19 protein-coding genes are annotated in these 18,645 nt (G+C 63.3%); 11 read left to right on the forward strand and 8 right to left on the reverse strand.

Going from position 1 to position 18,645, the window contains the following annotated elements; translation table 11 throughout:
* Positions 1 to 171 precede the first annotated feature (171 nt).
* Together AC56PL_RS23565 and AC56PL_RS23570 are read right to left on the reverse strand one after the other, a co-directional pair.
* A complete protein-coding gene (locus AC56PL_RS23565; RefSeq protein ID WP_497155322.1) occupies positions 172 to 1,827 on the reverse strand; it encodes an alpha/beta hydrolase in 1,656 nt (551 codons plus the stop codon).
* A gap of 3 nt (positions 1,828 to 1,830) precedes the next feature.
* Positions 1,831 to 2,133 (reverse strand): hypothetical protein, encoded by a 303-nt coding sequence (locus AC56PL_RS23570; protein ID WP_497155323.1) that lies wholly within the window; start codon positions 2,131 to 2,133, stop codon positions 1,831 to 1,833.
* 315 nt (positions 2,134 to 2,448) lie between these two features.
* Between AC56PL_RS23570 and AC56PL_RS23575 the strand changes: the two genes are divergently transcribed.
* Genes AC56PL_RS23575 through AC56PL_RS23590 form a run of 4 tightly spaced genes read left to right on the forward strand, consistent with a single transcriptional unit; the run spans position 2,449 to position 5,741 of the window.
* Positions 2,449 to 4,245 carry an alpha/beta hydrolase gene (locus tag AC56PL_RS23575; protein ID WP_497155324.1) on the forward strand — a complete coding sequence of 599 codons (1,797 nt, stop codon included), beginning with the start codon at positions 2,449 to 2,451 and terminating at the stop codon, positions 4,243 to 4,245.
* A 32-nt stretch (positions 4,246 to 4,277) separates the two neighbouring features.
* Positions 4,278 to 4,844: a hypothetical protein gene (locus AC56PL_RS23580; RefSeq protein ID WP_495517647.1), complete on the forward strand. Its 567-nt coding sequence runs from the start codon at positions 4,278 to 4,280 to the stop codon at positions 4,842 to 4,844.
* Positions 4,844 to 5,428 carry a hypothetical protein gene (locus tag AC56PL_RS23585; protein WP_497155325.1) on the forward strand — a complete coding sequence of 195 codons (585 nt, stop codon included), beginning with the start codon at positions 4,844 to 4,846 and terminating at the stop codon, positions 5,426 to 5,428. The genes AC56PL_RS23580 and AC56PL_RS23585 overlap by 1 nt, the downstream gene beginning before the upstream one ends.
* 19 nt (positions 5,429 to 5,447) lie before the next feature.
* Entirely contained in the window at positions 5,448 to 5,741 is a 294-nt protein-coding gene (locus AC56PL_RS23590) for a hypothetical protein (protein ID WP_497155326.1), read from the forward strand.
* 36 nt (positions 5,742 to 5,777) lie between these two features.
* Here AC56PL_RS23590 and AC56PL_RS23595 read toward each other — a convergent pair whose 3' ends face one another.
* On the reverse strand, positions 5,778 to 6,149 hold the full coding sequence (locus tag AC56PL_RS23595; RefSeq protein WP_495517645.1) for a nuclear transport factor 2-like protein: 372 nt from the start codon (positions 6,147 to 6,149) through the stop codon (positions 5,778 to 5,780).
* Positions 6,150 to 6,171: 22 nt separating this feature from the next.
* A complete protein-coding gene (locus tag AC56PL_RS23600; RefSeq protein ID WP_497155627.1) occupies positions 6,172 to 7,572 on the reverse strand; it encodes an acyl-CoA synthetase in 1,401 nt (466 codons plus the stop codon).
* Positions 7,573 to 7,669: 97 nt separating this feature from the next.
* On the opposite strand from AC56PL_RS23600, the gene AC56PL_RS23605 reads away from it, so the two are divergent.
* Both AC56PL_RS23605 and AC56PL_RS23610 read left to right on the forward strand, forming a co-directional pair.
* On the forward strand, positions 7,670 to 8,392 hold the full coding sequence (locus AC56PL_RS23605; RefSeq protein WP_497155327.1) for an SIMPL domain-containing protein: 723 nt from the start codon (positions 7,670 to 7,672) through the stop codon (positions 8,390 to 8,392).
* Between the two features lie 16 nt (positions 8,393 to 8,408).
* Positions 8,409 to 10,082, forward strand: coding sequence for an amidase (locus AC56PL_RS23610; protein WP_497155328.1), 1,674 nt, complete (start codon positions 8,409 to 8,411; stop codon positions 10,080 to 10,082).
* Between the two features lie 13 nt (positions 10,083 to 10,095).
* On the opposite strand, the gene AC56PL_RS23615 is transcribed toward AC56PL_RS23610, so the two are convergent.
* A complete protein-coding gene (locus AC56PL_RS23615; protein ID WP_497155329.1) occupies positions 10,096 to 10,938 on the reverse strand; it encodes a sulfurtransferase in 843 nt (280 codons plus the stop codon).
* Between the two features lie 166 nt (positions 10,939 to 11,104).
* On the opposite strand from AC56PL_RS23615, the gene AC56PL_RS23620 reads away from it, so the two are divergent.
* A complete protein-coding gene (locus tag AC56PL_RS23620) occupies positions 11,105 to 11,704 on the forward strand; it encodes a pyridoxamine 5'-phosphate oxidase family protein (protein WP_497155330.1) in 600 nt (199 codons plus the stop codon).
* On the opposite strand, the gene AC56PL_RS23625 is transcribed toward AC56PL_RS23620, so the two are convergent.
* From AC56PL_RS23625 to AC56PL_RS23635, 3 genes are all read right to left on the reverse strand, one after another.
* Positions 11,701 to 12,135 carry an SRPBCC family protein gene (locus AC56PL_RS23625; protein ID WP_482139986.1) on the reverse strand — a complete coding sequence of 145 codons (435 nt, stop codon included), beginning with the start codon at positions 12,133 to 12,135 and terminating at the stop codon, positions 11,701 to 11,703. The genes AC56PL_RS23620 and AC56PL_RS23625 overlap by 4 nt on opposite strands.
* A 147-nt stretch (positions 12,136 to 12,282) precedes the next feature.
* Complete coding sequence (locus tag AC56PL_RS23630; RefSeq protein ID WP_497155628.1) at positions 12,283 to 13,764, reverse strand: carboxyl transferase domain-containing protein; 1,482 nt, start codon at positions 13,762 to 13,764, stop codon at positions 12,283 to 12,285.
* A 56-nt stretch (positions 13,765 to 13,820) separates the two neighbouring features.
* Positions 13,821 to 14,633 carry a mycofactocin-coupled SDR family oxidoreductase gene (locus tag AC56PL_RS23635; protein WP_495517640.1) on the reverse strand — a complete coding sequence of 271 codons (813 nt, stop codon included), beginning with the start codon at positions 14,631 to 14,633 and terminating at the stop codon, positions 13,821 to 13,823.
* A gap of 106 nt (positions 14,634 to 14,739) precedes the next feature.
* Here AC56PL_RS23635 and AC56PL_RS23640 point away from each other — a divergent pair, with 106 nt between their 5' ends.
* The 4 genes from AC56PL_RS23640 to AC56PL_RS23655 all read left to right on the forward strand — a co-directional run bounded on the left by AC56PL_RS23640 (position 14,740) and on the right by AC56PL_RS23655 (position 18,341).
* On the forward strand, positions 14,740 to 15,117 hold the full coding sequence (locus tag AC56PL_RS23640; RefSeq protein WP_495517639.1) for a VOC family protein: 378 nt from the start codon (positions 14,740 to 14,742) through the stop codon (positions 15,115 to 15,117).
* A gap of 181 nt (positions 15,118 to 15,298) precedes the next feature.
* Positions 15,299 to 16,672, forward strand: coding sequence for a styrene monooxygenase/indole monooxygenase family protein (locus AC56PL_RS23645; RefSeq protein ID WP_497155331.1), 1,374 nt, complete (start codon positions 15,299 to 15,301; stop codon positions 16,670 to 16,672).
* Between the two features lie 100 nt (positions 16,673 to 16,772).
* Entirely contained in the window at positions 16,773 to 17,423 is a 651-nt protein-coding gene (locus tag AC56PL_RS23650) for a class II aldolase/adducin family protein (RefSeq protein WP_497155332.1), read from the forward strand.
* Positions 17,424 to 17,426: 3 nt separating this feature from the next.
* A complete protein-coding gene (locus AC56PL_RS23655) occupies positions 17,427 to 18,341 on the forward strand; it encodes a carbohydrate kinase family protein (protein WP_497155333.1) in 915 nt (304 codons plus the stop codon).
* Positions 18,342 to 18,645: the final 304 nt, after the last annotated feature.

Consider the following 18,645-nt stretch of genomic DNA (forward strand, 5'->3'; position numbering starts at 1 on the left):
GCACATTCAAACTATGGGCGGTCAACGTTGTTCCTTCAGGAAAAGACTTCCCTGTCGGTGTTCTCGGCCCCCGGCTTCCTGCTCTCCGGCGCCTCACTCGCTGACTTGAAGAAAGTTACGGGAACAAGTCCGCCGGCGTCAAATCGCCTGGTCAGGCACCCCCGGCCCAATTCACCGGACGTTCACCGAGGTGGCGGTTTCCGGATACTGCACCTCCCCGTACTTCGCTGTCACGATTCGGGCGATATTGCGCAGTGACTCCGAGCCCTCGTCCCAGTACTTGCTGTGTGCGGCGGTACTGATTCCCGGACCGTTGTCGGAGGTGAAGACCTGCGCACCGAACCCCCTGTCATGAGGGTCGGCGCCGTGGACTCCCTCGATCGTGTTGATCCAGTCGTTCCTCGCGACAGTCGCCCAGATCCGGTCAGAGTTGGGCCGATCATCGGGACCGGTCAAGTTCAGGTCGTTCACGTCATCGGGCCCGCCCAACCCTGGACTGGCAACAAACACCAGGTCATCGACGTTCAGTTGCCGATCGCCGCTGGCCGCCTCGGCAGCGACAACAGTCCCGTAGGAGTGACTGACGACGGTGTTGTGTGAGGGACTCCCTCCTTCGTGAGTCGCCCGCAAGCCCTCTTGGAGATCAACAAGCGCCTTGGCTCCCTGCACTGCCGGCGCACCGGACCCGGCTGCCCCGATGTCCTGTGGTGCGTCGTAGCCGAACCAAGCAATGGCCGCGGTATCCGTCGTTTCGTGTGGACTGGCAGCGCGGACCATCCGATCCGCGCGGACGACTCCCCCGCTGATCTTGCTGAGTTTCGATCCCGTCCCCGGCACGTAGGTCACCACGTTGGCGGCGGTATCGGGATTGTTGACCGCAATCGCCCCGCGGCCCTTGGTATCGAGCTGCATCAGATAGCGCTTCCTCCCACCGACCTCGTCCCCGAGTGCGTTCTGCACCGCACTCAGCGCAACAAGGTCCCGCTGCGCCTTGTCACGATGAGATCGCTCCGCCTCATCATTCGCGAGCATTTCACGAGACACCGTTTCCAACTCGAGCAAATACCGGCGGTTGAAGTGATCACGGTCGGCAACCGGTATCCCGTCCATGTTGCCGAGGTCGCGGTTGCTATTCCACAACGCTGCCTTCTCTGCAGAGGTCAGACCATCCCAGAGGGTCTTGAGCAGGTACGGATCGCTGGGCAGCTTGCGTCTGCCATCCACCAGTTCCTGCACGGCGTGCCGTAGCGGGATGGGCGCGGTCGCCCGTTCGGCATTGAGCACCAACTCTTCGAGGGTCTTGGTGATCTGGACGGCCAGGGTCGAATCAGCCTGACCGGCGGCGACCAGTGCTTCCAACAACCACAGCTGATGTCCCGCGGCCTTGCGGTCGGCCAGCGCCCGGGCGTCGCGGATCGGCAGACTCGCCGGGATGTCGGTGGGATAGCCGGGCCGGGAACCGGCCGGCGCGGTGACGTTGCCGTCGTCGGCAACGAGGTAGCCGAGCCATGCGATGGAATTTGCGCGGTCACGGGCAACCCGACAGGAGTGGACGATGTCTGGCCCGAGCCGGTTGATGTCGTCGGCGATGTCGAGGATGGTGATCGCCAAGCGGCTACTCGCCTGCGTTTCTGCGTCAGCGCGGGCCTGTGATGCTTCGGCCGCGTCACCCTGCCAGCCCTGCATCGTGGTTGTGACAGTGCGGGAGATGTCATTCATCCGCCCGTCGAATGAGTCCACCGCAGAACCGATCTCGGTGACAGCGTCCGAGAGCGCTTGTGCATGAGACAACCACGTACGCACTTGTGACACAGTCGGTTTGCTCATCGTTCACAGCTTCAGCAAACCGCTGATCGAGTCGGCGTATTGGCCGTCGGTGATGCCATATGTTGTTCCGGCGAGCGCGTTCTTCTGCGCCAACGCATCAACACGAGTTGCGACGCGCTCGAGGGCCGACTCGATCTGCTGCTCCGCCGTTTCGCAGGCGACAGCTACGTCGGATCCCGCGAAACCTCGCAGTAGATCCGCAAACGCCGTGTGGATGTCGATCGCTCGGATACCACGCGCCGTGGTCCACAAATCGGCCGCGAGCATGGCGAGCGCATCACGATCTGCCTTGAGTACTGGTGCCATCAGATTCCCCCAATGTCGTTGGACGAGTTTGACGCTAGGTGCGCGATCGTCATAAAGGAGGCAATCGGGCCCCAACCCCGTCTCTCCTGTTAACAGGTAAGGGACATGTGGACAACGCGGAACACGGTGACAGTCGGCGTCCATCGAAATATTCGGGACTTCAACGGCATAGGGCATACTCCTTTCATCGTCGTCGTCTGATAGCGAAACCTCCCAAGCCAGGCGTTTCGCAGACCATGTCGATGCACGGTGTCCGGGGGCGGAACTAGGGGGGTGGATATGGCTTCTGTTGCAATTCCTACGCAGCCCGTTCACATGACAAAAGTCGAGGGTGACCCGGCGAGCGCCGAGGACATGAGCACGCGTTTGACAACAGCGGCCAACACAGCCGAAGGGCAACAAGACTTCGCTGACGACGGAGCCAAGAAGAACGTTGGGGTCAGCAACGGAGCATGGTCCGGCCGGGGTGCGTCGGCATATCTCGGTGCTATCGCACCATTCGGTGCGGAGGCAGCCGTTGCGTACGCGGGGCTCACGCGCGGCGCAAGGGCGTTGCTCGTATACGCCGACGCCCTGACCGAGCTGAAGAAGACACACAAAGAGCTCAACGAACGCCGCGCCACGTTGGTGACCACGATCCGCAACTTCGAGGACGAAGTTCTCGAGTGGGAGGGCAAAGAGGTCCCCGAGGAAACGTTGGCGGCCCTTCAAGATCGCTCAACGGATCTGACAAACCAAGCGAATACCTGCAACGCGGACAACGAAAAGCTACGGCTCGACACCGAGGCGAATGAAAAAGCCTTGGTCACGGCGCTCGGCAACTACGCAGGCGTTTCTGCAACTCAAAATTCAATGACAGCCGAGGGTTACGATCCGGCGCAGGCCACACGATCCGCGCTGGACAAACTCCCCCATGGCATACACCTCCAGGACCTCGCTGCCCTGTCGGCTGAGGAACGCGCGCGGTGGTGGGCCGGACTCACGGCATCTGAGCAGGAAGCACTTTTGCAGGAGTTCCCGGAGTCCCTCGGCAATGGGCAGGGCCTACCAGCTGCCGTTCGTGACATCGCCAACCGACAGACCCTCGACCGAGACATCGCGCAATCGGAGGCGATCATCCATGCACCGTTCAAGGGCTTCATCACCGCAAGAGAGCCGACCGTCGGTGAATTCGAGCGACGCGATGCCGAGAAGTCCCTCGTCGCCGCCTACGCGGTCAAAGACGGCCTGACCAAAGGCGAGGAAGCAGCACCTGGCGCAACCGTATTGCTCTACGGATACGATCCGCGCGCGTTCGGCGGCGACGGAAAGGCAATTGTCGGTATCGGCGACATGGATACTGCTCAGAATGTTGCCTGGAACGTCCCCGGAATGACAACCGACATCACCAAAACCGGCGGTAATGTCGAGTCTGCGACCACACTGTACGAAGAGGTGCATCGAACCGGTGCGGACATCGCGTCAGTTGCGTGGATCGGCTACGACGCGCCGAGCGGCAGCGATGTCCTCAGCGTCGCAGGTCCCGATGCCGCACAAGAGGGCGGCGCTTTGCTGGCCTCGGATATCGAAGGGTTCGTTGCAGCCCGCGATCAACTCGGCCTTGGCCAAGGTGATGGTGCGGCAGACAAACTCGATCTACATGTGATCGGCCACAGCTACGGTTCGGTCACCACCGGCTGGGCCGGGGACAACGGACGCCTTTCGGAGGATATCGACTCGGTCACCTTGATCGGGTCACCGGGAGCCGGCGGAAGCGAAACAGCCGCGGAGTTCGGCATCGGTGCCGAAAATGTCTACGTCGGCTCAGCATCCAACGACCCGGTCGCGAACCTTGGTGGTACCAAAGACATTCCAGGCGTACTGGCGGCATTGGGTACCGACCCGGCCAGCACTTCATTCGGTGGCGAGAGGTTCCAAGCCGAGGGTGGAGACTCAGGAATTGTCGGCCCCCACAACAGCTATTACCAGCGAGGCACCGAATCACTGTTGAATCTGGTCAGAATCGCAAGCGACGACGGTGCCACCATTACCCACGAGGACCGAAAGAGTGATGCACAGGTTTACGACATCGGTGCCGATCCTGCGAGCGAACGCAACCGAGGAGGTTCCTAGTGATCCCGAAGCAGCGCATACGATTCCGAACATTGTTGTTGCCGACGGTGATGACCGGTGTGATCATTCTGGCGGCCGCCTGCAGCAGTGAGACCCAGTCCCCGCTTCCGAGTTCGACAACTACTGTGGATGCGGACTCTCCGTTGAACCGGGCACAGGCACAAGACATCCGGCTCCACGGGCGAGAACTCATGGCGTCGGTGATCAACTCCGTCGAGCCCCACGGCGCAACCCTCAACGAAGAACGTGCCGAAGAACAGTGGTCCGGGTGCACCGCGAAGAGCACGCCGACTTCGTTCGGAATCAACTACAACGGCGTCCTTTACAGCGCGGACGTGCCATTCGATGCGCAAACTCCGTTCACCGAAGCGCAGGTACATCAATTCCTTGCAGCGCTGCCCATCGCTTGGACTGACTCCGACCCCAACCGCGGGACGAGTGACATCTACTCCGTCACGATCGTGTCCATTGACCCGTTACTCATGAGCGTCACCAGTCCCTGCTACTTCCTCAAAGAGGCAGAGGACAGCGGGACGATCTCCGAGGCAGACAAACGTAAGATCACCGGATTCACGTCCAAATTGTGGGCGGACGAATAATGGGAAGAGATACTGACGACCAAGACAAACGCTTTGTTCGCGAGCTCTTGCAGGTTGCGAGAGCGGCGATCACGGATCCGCGGGTTCGCGTGCAGCATATTCATCATCCGGGACAGCCACCGAGGACAACCGCAGAATCCGGCGCAGGGCATGCCGACACCGTCCTGCACGGGCGTATTTGGCGCGATGTCCAGGTACTCGAAACCGAATTCCTGGCCCTGTGGATGCACTCATGGATTTCTGACCACGACCCCGACTCCGCAGACATCCAGTTCAGCGTCGACCATCCCGACCGAATTCGTCCGATCATTCATGCCGTTACGACCGCTCGTCCAGGGGTCGATCTCATCGGCACGGCGGCCGATCGACTGATCGTCAGAGGTTGGATCCCCGAGGGGAAGCCAACCGATCGCGAACTGATTGCGAAAAAGCACGGCCGCCTGTTGAAGTTGTGCATCGACCCCTCCGGCGAAGCTGCAATCACACTCGACGGCCACTCGCTCGAGATTCCCAACCTCACCGACACACAAATTCGGCAACTGACTCGAGCGCCGACCTCGATAGATTTGAAGCCGTCCCGTTGACCGATGCGAAAGGCTGAAGATGGAGATCGAGAATGCGAAGGTACTAGCGATCAGTAATGGTTGGTACCAAGCCAACCACGCGCTGACCGAGGCTGCAACCAACGCCGGCGACGACAGTGGGACCTGGTCGCCGACAGTCAGCAGCTCCGTTCATTTGTTCGCCGACGCGTGGCGAACCGCACTTGGCCAGCTAGCAGCAGAGGCCCATACAACAGCCGAGAGCCTGACCGATGTCGTGTACACGTACCAGATGACCGACGACAACGCAGCGGCGCTGATGCAGACAATTCAGGCGTCGAAGGCACCTGAGTAGCAGTCTTCCGTTTCACCGCACTCAAGGTCTGCCATGTCACCGGGCCGGAAGCTTGGCGCCCATCTTCTCGGAGAACAGTTGTGTGGCTTTCATCGGGCGCAGCATGACGGTGAACTCGTCGATGAGGTGGTCGGGTGTCTCGTGGATGAAGTCGCATCCCTCGATGGCCAGGCCGTCGACCTTGGCCCTGAATATCAGGCCGGTGTAGCCATCGAGTGGTGAATTCAGTTCTCGGACATAGGTGAAATCCTCGAACGTGTCGAAGGCTGCACGCAGGATCATGTCGACGACGTCGCGTCCCTTGTAGGCATTGAAGGCGACCGGGCTGTGAAAGACGACGTGTTCGTCGAGCATCTCTGCGATGTCATCGATCCGTTGTTCCTCGACCGCCGCGCGGAATGCATGCATGTCCAAGCCTCCTCATAGTCCCCTAGAGCAACAGCTTCTTCTGCACCTTACCCATGGCGTTACGGGGTAGTTCGTCAACTACGCGAATTTCCCTGGGCCGCTTATGGTTCGAGAGCTCGGCGGCAACGAGGTCGATGAGTTCGGTCTCGTTGATGTCATCTCCGACCACAACAGCAACGATGCGCTGTCCCAGATCGTCGTCGGGCACACCGATCACGGCGACCTCGTGCACGCTCGGATGGCCGAGCAACACGGTCTCGATCTCACCGGCACCGATGCGGTAGCCACCGGATTTGATGAGGTCGATCGATGCACGTCCGACGATCCGGTGCATGCCATCGGGATCGATGACGGCGACGTCGCCGGTGGCAAACCAGCCGTCGTCACTCCACGATTCCGCGGTGGCGTCGGGCCGATTCAGGTACCCCTGCGACACCATCGGACCACGAATCTGAAGGTTGCCGATGGTTTCTCCGTCATGCGGAACCTCGGCGCCCTGGTCGTCGCGCAGGCGGGATTCGACACCGGCGATGGGGAAACCGACCCAGCCCGGACGACGTTCACCGTCGAAACGGGTACTGAGTGTGATGAGGGTTTCGGTCATCCCGTAACGCTCGACGATCTCGTGGCCGGTCAGCTCTTTGATCTTCTCGAACACCGGGACCGGTAGCGGAGCACTCCCCGAGACCAGCAGCCTGGCCGGCGCCAGCGCACGTGCCGACTTCTCGTCGGCGGCGATCCGTGTCCAGACAGTCGGGACACCGAAGTACATCGTGCCCGCGGCCGCGGCGTAGTTCTCGGGGGTCGGTTTAACCGTGTGGACCACGGCGCTGCCGACTCGCAGCGGACCGAGGATACCGAGGATCAAGCCGTGAACGTGAAAGAGCGGAAGGCCGTGTACCAACACGTCTTTCGAGGTCCACGCCCACGCGTCCGCGAGGGCATCGAGGCCGGCGGCGATGGCGCGGCGGCTCATCGGAACGCCCTTGGGGAGTCCGGTGGTGCCGGAGGTGTACAGGACGAATGCCGTCGAATCCGGATGCGGTTCGGGATGGCTGTGCCACGACCGCGCGTACATCCGGACCGGGAGAACCTGCAGACCTGCGGTGTCCTCGGGGGCCGCGCCGAGCCAGGCCTGGGCACCGGAGTCGGTCAGCATGTGCTGCCGTTCGGTCGCGCCTGCATCCGGAGGAACCGGGACGACGGCGACGCCGGCGATCAGCGCACCCACCACGGCGACCACGGTCTGCGCCGTGGGCTGCGCCAGCACCGCTATGCACCTGGCCCCGCGGATCCGCTCGGCGACCGAGGTGGCCGCACCGATGAGATCGCTTCGCGACAGGACGGTGTCGCCGACCGTGACGAAGGCGGGGTCATCCGCCCTATTGGTGAGGGAGGCCTGGGTCAACGACGGAAAGAGCATCACCCGACCACTTTGTCATACCGCCGCGCCGCGTCATCGCCGATGCGCTCGCCTCCGATGGCGCCGAAATGTCAGACCACCCAGGCACACTGCAGCAATGATTCCTCGCCCCGTCACGATCACCGTCTCCGGCCACGCGAACCGGCAGTTCACCCCGAACCGCTGCACTGTGCATCTGTCGGTGCACTCTGACGGCGCCACCCGGGAAGGCGCGTCCGAACCGGTGACGGCTGCGGTCACCACCGTCACCGATCTGGTGAAGGCACTCCAAGAGCAGACCGCCTCACCCCTGCAGCGATGGTCTCTTGATCAGCTGCGTCACGACCGGTACCGGCCCTACGATTGGGAAGCCAAGGAGCGCCCGTGGGTGTACCGCTCATCCGCGTCGGTCAGGGTGACGTTCAAGGACTTCAGCGCGCTGGGCGCCTTCATCGATCAGGTCTCCGAGATGGAGGAGGTCGCGGTCGGTCGGATCCACTGGTGGCTCAGCCGCAAGGCCGAAGCAAAGCGGACCGCGCAGGTTCGCGACCTGGCCGTCCGCAACGCACTGGCCAAAGCCCAGGGATACACGCAGGGTCTCGGCTACAGCGAGTTCAATGCCATGGCGATCGCAGATCCCGGGATGCTCGGCTTGACCACGGGCGGTCAGCATTTCGAGCCGGACGGCGGGATTCCGCGCGCGATGGCTGTGTCCGGTGCGCCTCCCGGCGAGCTCGAAGACCGCCAGGTCATCGAGCTCGAGCCTGGTCGGGTCACGATCTCGGCCTACGTCGAAGCACGGTTCGAAGCGCTCAAGACCGAGCCGACCGCCGAGGTCTGATGGCATTCTGAACGCCATGGGTACCGCCGGGACGTTCAGTGTTGTCGAGAAGTCCATCGCCGATCTGCGCCTGGCCCTCGACACGGGCGCCACCACGAGCGTCGAACTGGTCGGGCGCTATCTCGATCGGATCGATCACTACGACCACAACGACATCCGGTTGAATGCGGTGCCGGTGATGAACCCGGATGCGCTCGATGAGGCACGGACCTCAGATCTACGACGCGAGCGCGGCGAGGTGCTCGGTCCGCTCGACGGCATTCCGTACACCGCGAAAGACAGCTACAAGGTGCGAGGGCTCACCGTCTCGGCCGGTTCTCCGGCGTTCAAAGACCTGATCGCCGGGGACGACGCCTTTGCGATCGCCCAACTGCGCGCCGGTGGTGCCATCTGTCTCGGCTTGACAACGATGCCACCGATGGCTGCTGGCGGTATGCAACGCGGACTCTACGGGCGCGCCGAAAGTCCCTACAACGCAGACTTTCTCACGTCTTCGTTCGGTTCCGGTTCGTCCAACGGGTCGGGTACCGCCACGGCGGCCAGTTTTGCGGCGTTCGGTCTCGGTGAGGAAACTTGGTCGTCGGGACGAGCGCCGGCCTCACACAACGGGCTGGTCGCGTACACGCCCTCCCGTGGTGTCATCTCGATGCGCGGCAACTGGCCGCTGTACGCAACGATGGATGTTGTTGTCCCGCATACCCGCACGGTCGCCGACATGCTCGAGATCCTCGATGTCATCGTCGACGACGACGAGCAGACCCGAGGCGACTTCTGGCGGATGCAGCAGGTGGTCGAGCTCCCGAAGTCCTCCGCGATCAGACCACCGAGCTATCCCACACTCACCGTCGCGGCCGCGTTGCAGGGCAAGCGCCTTGCGGTCCCCCGGATGTACATCAACCAAGATGACCAAGGCAGGGATCCGGTACACACCAGGCAGTCGATCATCGACCGATGGAACAAGGCCCGCATCGTGCTCGAGTCGTTGGGTGCCACGGTCACCGAGACCGACTTCCCGGTGGTCGAGAACCATGAAGAGGACCGGCCCGGCGCACGGAGCATGGTCACCCGCGGATTGGTTCCGCCCGACTACTACGCTTGGGAGATGGGTGTTCTGATGATGTGGGGGTGGCAGGACTTCCTCGACGCCAACGGTGATCCGAACCTGTCGGCCTTGGCCGATGTCGACGGATCGCAGATCTTCCCCCATCCCGAAGGTGCACTCCCCGACCGCTACGACATCGAAGACGAGGACTTCTCGGTCACCGTCGAACGAGCCAAGCACGGTGTGCCTGCACTGGAGGATCTGCCCAATCTGCAGCAGTCATTACGCGGGCTCGAAACCACCCGAAAGCTGGACTTCGAGGACTGGATGGACTCGAATGACATTGATGCCGTGGTGTTCCCGACACAGTCGGATGTCGGTCCCGCCGACGCCGACGTCAATCCTGCCTCCGCCGACATCGCGTGGGCCAATGGCGTGCGCTACTCCAACGGTAATCGCGCGATTCGCCATTGCGGCATCCCGACCGTCACCGTCCCGATGGGATTGATGGCCGACACCCAGATGCCGATCGGGCTGACGTTCGCGGGCAAGGCCTATGACGACAACTTGTTGTTGTCAATGGCCGCGGCATTCGAAAGCGCCGCTGATCCCAGGCCGGTCCCGCCGCGCACGCCCGAACTGCCGTAGGCGCGCCGTTGGGTTACGCCAACCCGGTGGCCACCGGGTTGGCCGAATCCGAGCTCCACTGCGACCACGAACCGGGGAACAACGCCGCATCGACGCCCACCAATTGCAGTGCCACGAGGTCGACGGCTGCGGTGACACCCGACCCGCAGTACACGCCGACCGGCGCCGATCCGTCGGCCCCGACGCCGGAGAAGAACTCCCGCAGCTGCTGCGGCGGCCGGAAGAAACCCTCTTCGTCCAGGGTGGCGGTGCTCGGTGCATTCACGGCACCCGGCACGTGCCCGGCGACCGCATCGACCGGCTCGACCTCGCCCCGGAATCGTTCAGGTGCACGGGCGTCCACCAGCACACCGGCAAATTCGCCGACCTGCTCAGCGGTCAACGTCGGCAAGGCGCCGGCGTAAAGGTCCGGCTGCGACACCACAACGTCACCACCGACAACGGCGGTCTCTCCGGCGGCAACGGGCTCACCGGCCTTCACCCACGCACTCAAGCCGCCATCGAGAATCCGGACATCGGAGATGCCCGCCGCACGAAGCACCCACCAGGCGCGGGCAGAACCGGCGCGGTTCCAGTCGTCGTAGACCACCACGGTGTCGCCGTTGTTGACACCCCAGCGACGCAGCGCCGTCTGCAACGCCTGGCCCGACGGCAACGGGTGACGGCCCCGCCCCTCGATCGAGTGGTCGCTCAGTTCGGTCTCCAGGTCGACGTAGACCGCGGTCGGAATATGCGCTGCCGCAAAGGCTTCGCGTCCGTCCGGTGCGGGCAGCGACCACCGCGCGTCGAGGATCCGCAGGTCGTCCCGCTCGGATGCCAGTTGGTCGGCCAACTCCGAAACACTGATGAGAGTCATATACTACCTTCTACCACTCGCGCTCAGTTCGGTGGCCAGCGAGTGACGTCGCCGGCAGTCCGTGCACCAGGCAGAAGCTTCGCCACCTTCCACTGATTCCGCTTGACCATCCCTACGCTTCGGTGGGACTTTGAGCGCAGAGAACAGCAGCAGCCAAGGGGAGATCGTGGATCAACTGAATCGTAAGAAAGAACGCCGCGGCGACCGCGCACTGCTCAACGAGATTCTCGACGAGGCACACGTCGCGACCGTCTCGACCGTTGTCGACGGATTGCCGTGGTCGGTGCCGATGCTGATCGCCCGACACGGCGACACAATCCTGATGCACGGCTCCACCGGAGCCGGGGCGTTGCGCCATATTGCCGCCGGAGCACCGGTTGCGGTCTCGGCGTTTGTCGTCGACGGGCTGGTTGTTGCCGACACCCTCTTCGACCATTCGATGAACTACCGATCAGCGGTGGTGCGCGGCACCATCGAGAACTCCGCCGTCGATCCACGCGAGGCACTGAACGTTCTCGGCGACAGCATCCTGCCGGGCCGCAGCGCAGAAGTTCGTCCACACACCGGCAAGGAGATCGCCGCAACGATCGTCTTGGCACTGCCGATCGTCGATGGCCAATGGATCACCAAGGCGCGCGCCGGTGGTCCCGGCACCGTCGACTCTGATGCCTGGACCGGACACATACCCATGCGAACCGTCTATGACAGACCCATCACCGACACCGAAGGTCAGATCCCCGAGTCGGTGCGACGCCTGATCACCTAGAGCGCGCCGAGCGACTTTGTCATCTGCTTCTGCGTCTCATCCGCGAGACGCTTGAAGACCATCCCGAAAACCGGATCCGACAGCTTCGCGACACCGTTGAAGACGACATGCGCGTGGTAAGCAACCGACGTCTTCGCCGGCCCCTGCGGATAGATCGAAATATCATCGATGCTGGTTGCGGTCTTGTTGACGCCCTCAAGGGTGACCCGATCAGGGTCGTCGCGGGTCAGCTTGTATTTCAGGTGGGTCCTGATCCCGGCGATCTTCGAGGTGTTGTCCCACTCGGTACCCAGGACGACAGGCCCGGATCCGACTTGCGTGCATTTCTGCGTTCCCGGGTCCCACTGCTCCGCATTGGCAAAGTCGCGTAGGTATGCGCGGACCTTGTCGACCGGCGCTTCGACCGTGAACGTGCGTTGAACATTAACCATCCTTCGACGGTAGCCGATTTTCCGCCGCGCCACCCCTGACCTGCGAAAACAACTTGGTCAGAGTTCACAATCATCAACAAACGAGTGAACGAGATCGAGTCGGCGAAACCAGCCGTTGCCAAACCCGGATGCGACGAAGAAGCCGCCTCAGCCGACCGCGTCGCCGATCCGGCGTCGGCGATCGTCGCGGCGTTGGCGTCGTTCATCGATGGCGAGCGCCTTCAGTTCGGCAAGCTCGTAGGCGAGGCGGGCTCCCAGGTCAGGGAGAAAGTCCGCGGCATCGAGAGGCGATTCACTGAGCACCACGTCAACGATGCCCGATGCATGCAGGTCGGTGGCCCGAATACCCTGCTGCGCAGCCAGATCCGCTGCGTGGTCGGTGTCGCGATAGACGATCAGGCTGGCACCTTCGGGCGGTAGCGGTGAGAGCCAGGAGTTCTCCATCGCAATCACCCGGTCGGCTGGAAACAATGCCAGCGCCGCACCGCCGGCACCCTGCCCCAACAGCACAGAGATCGTCGGCACGGTCAGCGCGCTCAACTCCGCTATGCAGTGCGCGATCTCGCCGGCCAAACCTCCCTCTTCGGCATCGGCGGACAGGTCGGCGCCCGGCGTATCGATCACCGTCACCAACGGAAGACCGAGCCCCTGCGCCAGCCTCATCCCTCGTCGTGCGAGTCGCAGATCTGCCGGACCGATCAGTGCGCCGGGTACCTGCCGGTTGCGGTCCTGGCCCACCACCACCGCCGCCTCACCACCGAAACTCGCCAACGCCAATATGATTCCGCTGCGAGAGTCGACCTCACCGCCGCCCGCCAACTCGATCGATTCGCCAGTCGAACGCTTCAGCAGGTCACCAACCCCGGGCCGGTCGGTGGCGCGCGATGCCGTGACCACGTCCCATGGATCCTGCGCCATCACCGGAGCCGCATCTTTCAATGCCGGCTGCGTATCGCCCTCGGATTCCGAAGGTTCGAGCAGGCCGACGATGCGGGACACCGTCGCACCCAGCTCATCCACGGCAACAACAAGATCGATCAGCCCGTGCGACCGCAGGTTCTCCGACACCTGCACGCCGGCCGGAAATTCGTTCCCATAGAGCCCTTCGTAGACGCGAGGGCCCAGGAATCCGACCAACGCGCCGGGCTCGGCCAGCGTCACATGCCCCAACGAACCCCAAGAAGCGAACACCCCACCGGTTGTCGGGTGCCGTAAATAGACCAGGTACGGCAGACGAGCCGCCTTGTGATCCACCACGGCAGCGGTGATGTTGACCATCTGCAAAAAGGCCGGTGTCCCCTCCTGCATCCGAGTACCACCGGAAGCCGGAAGTGCCAGCACAGCAAGTTGTTCGGACGTAGCGCGCCGGATTGCCGCGACCACCCGTCGTCCGGCTTCGCGGCCGATCGACCCACCCAGGAACCCGAACTCGCTCACCACCACGGCAATGCGCTCACCGGACAGCGTGGCCTCTCCGCAGAGAACCGACTCGTCCAGTCCGGTCTTCTCGCGGGCGCGTGTGATGTCGGCCGCGTACGCCGGATCGTCGGGCAGCGTCGTCAACTCGACGTCCCAGGGTCGCCAGCTGCCCTCATCCACCAGCTTCGCCAGCAGTTCGGCAGCCGTCATCCGCTCCGGAGTACCTGTTGTCTCGCCCACGACATCAACCGTAGGCGGGTTTGCGGTCAGAAGTACTGAGCACCGCCATCTACGGATACGTGTTCTGCGGTCATGAACGACGATTCGTCCGAGGCCAGGAATGCCACGGCGTTGGAGATCTCCTCGGGTTCGGCCACGTACTGGTTGAGGAAGGGAGTACCCATCACCGCCAATCGAGGGTTGGCGGCGGCGGTCTCCTCGATCCGCGCGACCATGTCCCCCGACCCCATCGGGCTCGCCACAGCACCGGGATGCACGCTGTTGACCCGGATGTTGTGTGCGCCGAGTTCCGCTGCAAACGCGCGGGTCATGCCGGTCACCGCGTGCTTACTCGTGGTGTAGTGCACCATGAACGGCTGCACTTTCTTGCCGGCATATGAACTGATCAGAATGACCGATCCGCCACCACGCTCGACCAGTGCAGGCGCGGTGGCCATCACCGTGTTCCATACCCCCGTGACGTTGATGTCCATGTGATCGCGGAACATCTCCGGCGTCGACTCATCCCACGTCGCGGGAATGCAGATACCCGCATTGGCGACCACCACATCGATACCGCCGAACTGATCAACCGCGTCGACTGCCAGTGCCTTCAATGCGTCGAGGTCCCGGACATCGCCCTGACGCAGCAGCGCCTTGCGACCCTGCGCCTCCACCAAGGCCACGGTCTCGGCGAGATCGTCAAGCGTCGCGGAGTCATAGGGCACGCCCGGCAAAGGGCCCGCAAGGTCGATCCCGACGATGTCGGCGCCCTCACTCGCCAGACGGACCGCATGCGCCCGTCCCTGTCCACGGGCTACCCCGGTGATGAATGCAACCTTGTTCTCCAGTCGTGACACCTGCACACCTCTTCTGTCGTAGACAACTCGCCCTGCCGACTGTATGCCTCCGCAAGAACATTGCAGTTCAAGATCTTTCACCGTTGCTGTGATCTACCATCAGGCAATGATCGACCATCTGGCATTGCAGTCACTTGATCCGGCTGCCAGCGCAGCGTTCTACGTCAGCGTCTTCGCGCCGCTCGAGGTTCACGAGGTGATGCGATTCGAACGCCCGGACGGTCTTGTGGTCGGCCTTGGGACGGGCGACTTCCCGGAACTCTGGTTCGGGCCGCTCGTCGACCCCGGGACCCGCCCGGTCCACCTGGCACTGACCGCATCCGGCCGTGAGGCGGTCGACGAAATCCACAGACTCGCGGTGGCAGCAGGCGCCGAGATCCTGCACGAGCCGCGAGTATGGCCCGAATATCACCCGACGTACTACGGCGTTTTTCTCCGCGACCCCGACGGCAACAACGTCGAGGCCGTGAACCACGGGTTCTAGTGCCACGACACCAGAGCGGGACGAGACCGGAGGGACGCATCACCATCCGTTGAGGTGGATCCCCCACGTCGGTAGTTAATCTCCCCCTGATCAGAAGGGTTCCGTCGACCTCGTATCCAGCGGATGCTCACCGTATCGCCAACCCGCACATACGTTTCGTACGAGCATCGGAGAGCACCCTATGAGCAGCACCAACCGATCCGTCGCCATCATCGGAGCCGGTCAGACCGGTATCTCTGCCGCCGTTGGCTTCCTGAACGCCGGATTCGACGTCACCGTCTACAGCGACCGAAACCAGCAGAGCCTGTTTCGCGATGTCTCCGCCACCGGTACCGCGGTCACCTTCGGTTTGTCGCAGGAGTCCGAGGCCGCACTCGGCGTCGACACCTTTGCCGGCCGTGCCCCGCAGGTCACCGGCATCAGTGCCCGCACCATCACCGGTAGCGGCCACGATTACACCGAACTCCTCGACTTCGACGCCGACTTCCCCGGTTTCGAGGCGATCGGAGTCGACACGCGGCTCAAGGTGGACGAGCGCATCACGCAGTTCCAGGAGAAGGGCGGCACGTTCATCGTCGAGGAGGTCGACCCGGACCGGCTCGACACGATTGCCGGCGACTACGACCTGACGCTGGTTGCAACCGGCAAAGGTGGACTGGCCAAGTTGTTCTCGGTGGACGAGGCGAGGTCGCCCTACAAGAGTCCGCAGCGCAGCGTGCTGCTGCTGACCGTCGAGGGCCTCGACCACGGTCCGGACGTGTTTGCGCACCGCAGCCCGGCAGGCGGCAAGCATCAGGCCTTCAACTTCGCCGATCAGGGTGAAGGCTGGTGGGGTCCGTACCTGCACAAAGACGCCGGACCGTCGTGGTCGTTCCTCGGCTGGGCACAGCCGGGCAGCGAGTGGGAGCGGCGCTTCCAGTCGGTCACCGATGCCCACTCAGCGCACAAGGTGGTCATCGACCTGCACCGCGAATACTTCGACTGGGATCTGCCCGAAGTGTTGCGCACCCGGGTCATCGAAGAGGATCCGCACTCGTGGCTACAAGGTGCGGTGACGCCAACCGTGCGTAACGCGCTGGGTCACACCGCAAGTGGACACCGCATCGCCGCATTGGGCGACACCGCGGTGGCCTACGATCCGATCACCGGCCAGGGCGCACAGAGTGGATTCATCCAGGCAGCACAGCTGGTCGTCGCGGCCAAGGACCACGAGGGCGAGTTCGATGACGCCTGGATCACCGACACCTATAACAACTTCTTGACCAGCCGAGTCGATGCCGCAAACCTGGCAACCCGAATCTTCCTGCGCGACCCGGTGTTTGCCGACTACGCCGCGGTTCTATTCCCGGCTGCCGCCACCAACCCGAAGTTCGGTGCTGCACTCTTCGGGCTGCTGTCCGACCCGTCGCCGGTCCTTTCGATCAACTCGGTCGATGACGCGAAGGCACTGATCACCGCGGTGACCGGCGAGGACGCCGATTCCATCCTGGCGAAATTCGCACCGGCCGGGCGATTCTCACGATCTGCACTCAGCGCCATGGCTCCGGCGATCTGACGAACCTGGGGCCGCTGGTCCCCCGGCCAGACCGAGCAAGCCATCGCCGGTGGCGGTGATCTCCCACCGATCACCGCCACCCACCGCTAGCCTCGTCACCATGGACTTCGACGATCAGCGCGCCGAGCTGGTGAGCGCCGCCCATCGACTGGCCCGCCATCGCCTCGTGATCGGCACCGGGGGCAACCTGTCGATCCGTGTCGAGGACCGGATCCTCGTGACACCCAGCGGTGCCGACCTCGAGTTCCTCACACCGGATCAGGCGGTGGTCACCGACCTCGACGGCGTGGTGGTGGCTGACAGCCCCTACACGCCGACGTCCGAACTGCTCCTGCATCTGGAGATCTATCGGTCGACAAGCGCGAAGGCCGTGGTCCATGCACACCCGGTGGCATCGATCGCGGTGGCCAATCTCGTCGATGAACTGCCGGCAGTGCATTACACCGCGGCGCTGGTCGGCGGCGGCGTGAAGGTGGCGCCGCACGAGATCTTCGGCACCCAGGAGCTGACGGACGCCGTGGCCAGGGCCCTCGTCGAGCGCACCGCCGCGCTGATGCGCAACCACGGATCGGTCGCGTACGGCGACTCGACCGAAACCGCTTGCGAACGAATCGAACTCGTCGAATGGCTGGCGGAGATCTACCTGCGGACCGCAGCGGTCGGAGACGGTGCCGTCTTGAACCAGGAACAGCTCGTCGCGGTGGCGGTCGCTGCCGCAACGCGTGGCTACTCGCCGATCAGCAGGAGATGACAGATGCAGATTGTGACGTTCGGAGCGCATGTCCTCGACGTGGTGGTACATCCGGTCGATGAGATCCCAGAAGGCCAAGGTGCGGTGCTGGTTCCGCACATCCGGCTGGTGCCTGCGGGTCCGGCTGGGGGCACGGCGATCACGCTCGCGAAGCTGGGTGCTGCGGTATCGACCGTCGGCGCGATCGGACACGACGACTCCGGCGATCTGCTGACCACGCTTCTGCAACGCCACGGTGTGGTCACCGAACATCTTGTGCGCGTGGAGGATCAGCCGACGTCGATGAGTGTGCTGCCCATCCGCAGTAACGGTGACCGGCCGGCACTGCACATGCCCGGCGCCAATCTCACCTATCCACTGGACCAGGTCCCACTCGATCTGCTGACCAGCGCCGACCACGTGCACATCGGCGCACCCGAACTGCTCAATCCGACCGAACTGGTGAAGGTTCTGGAAGCGATACATGCTGCGGGGGTGACGATTTCCGCCGACATCCTCGCACCGGGCGACCCCGGCGTCTTGGCCTGGATCGACCCGGTGCTGCCACACCTGGATTATCTACTACCCAACGACGAGCAGGTTCTCGGATTCACCGGGGCCACCGATCTGATCGCCGGATGCCGCGTCCTCATCGACAGGGGTGTCGGATGCGTGGCGGTCACGGCAGGCGCCGAAGGGGCGTGGGTCGTCACGGCGGCAGCCGCCGAACACGCCGCCGCCACCGAAGTAGAGGTCGTTGACACCAGCGGCTGCGGGGACGCATTCTCGGCCGGCTTCATCGCCGGCCGGATGGAGGACTTCAATCTCCTGCGATCGGCACAGCTGGGCTGCGCGGTGGCCGGAATTGTGGCCACCGGCCTCGGTAGCGATCACGGCGACTTCGACTGGACATCGCTGACGGCCACACTGCCCAGCTGAACCGGACCAACCCCGGAAGACCACCCGGTTCCGTTGTGCTCAATGCAGAAGAAAGCAAATCAATTGCACGCGGAAATAGAAAACGATCAATAGCGCCGATGTGCCCGCACATCAGTTTGCATTCGATTCAATTCGCGAATTGTCGCCATTTATTTGATTGATGTCGCGGCCGGCTCCCACCCTCGATCGTCACGACTCGGAGCACGGAAGACCCGACCCGGGGCCCCCACGCCTTTCCCGCGGTACAGCCGCCATTGTCGCCGACGTCCACACCGCTCGACTCCAGCGCGGCCGCGCGGCGACC

This window comes from Williamsia sp. Y721 (genome assembly GCF_059683565.1).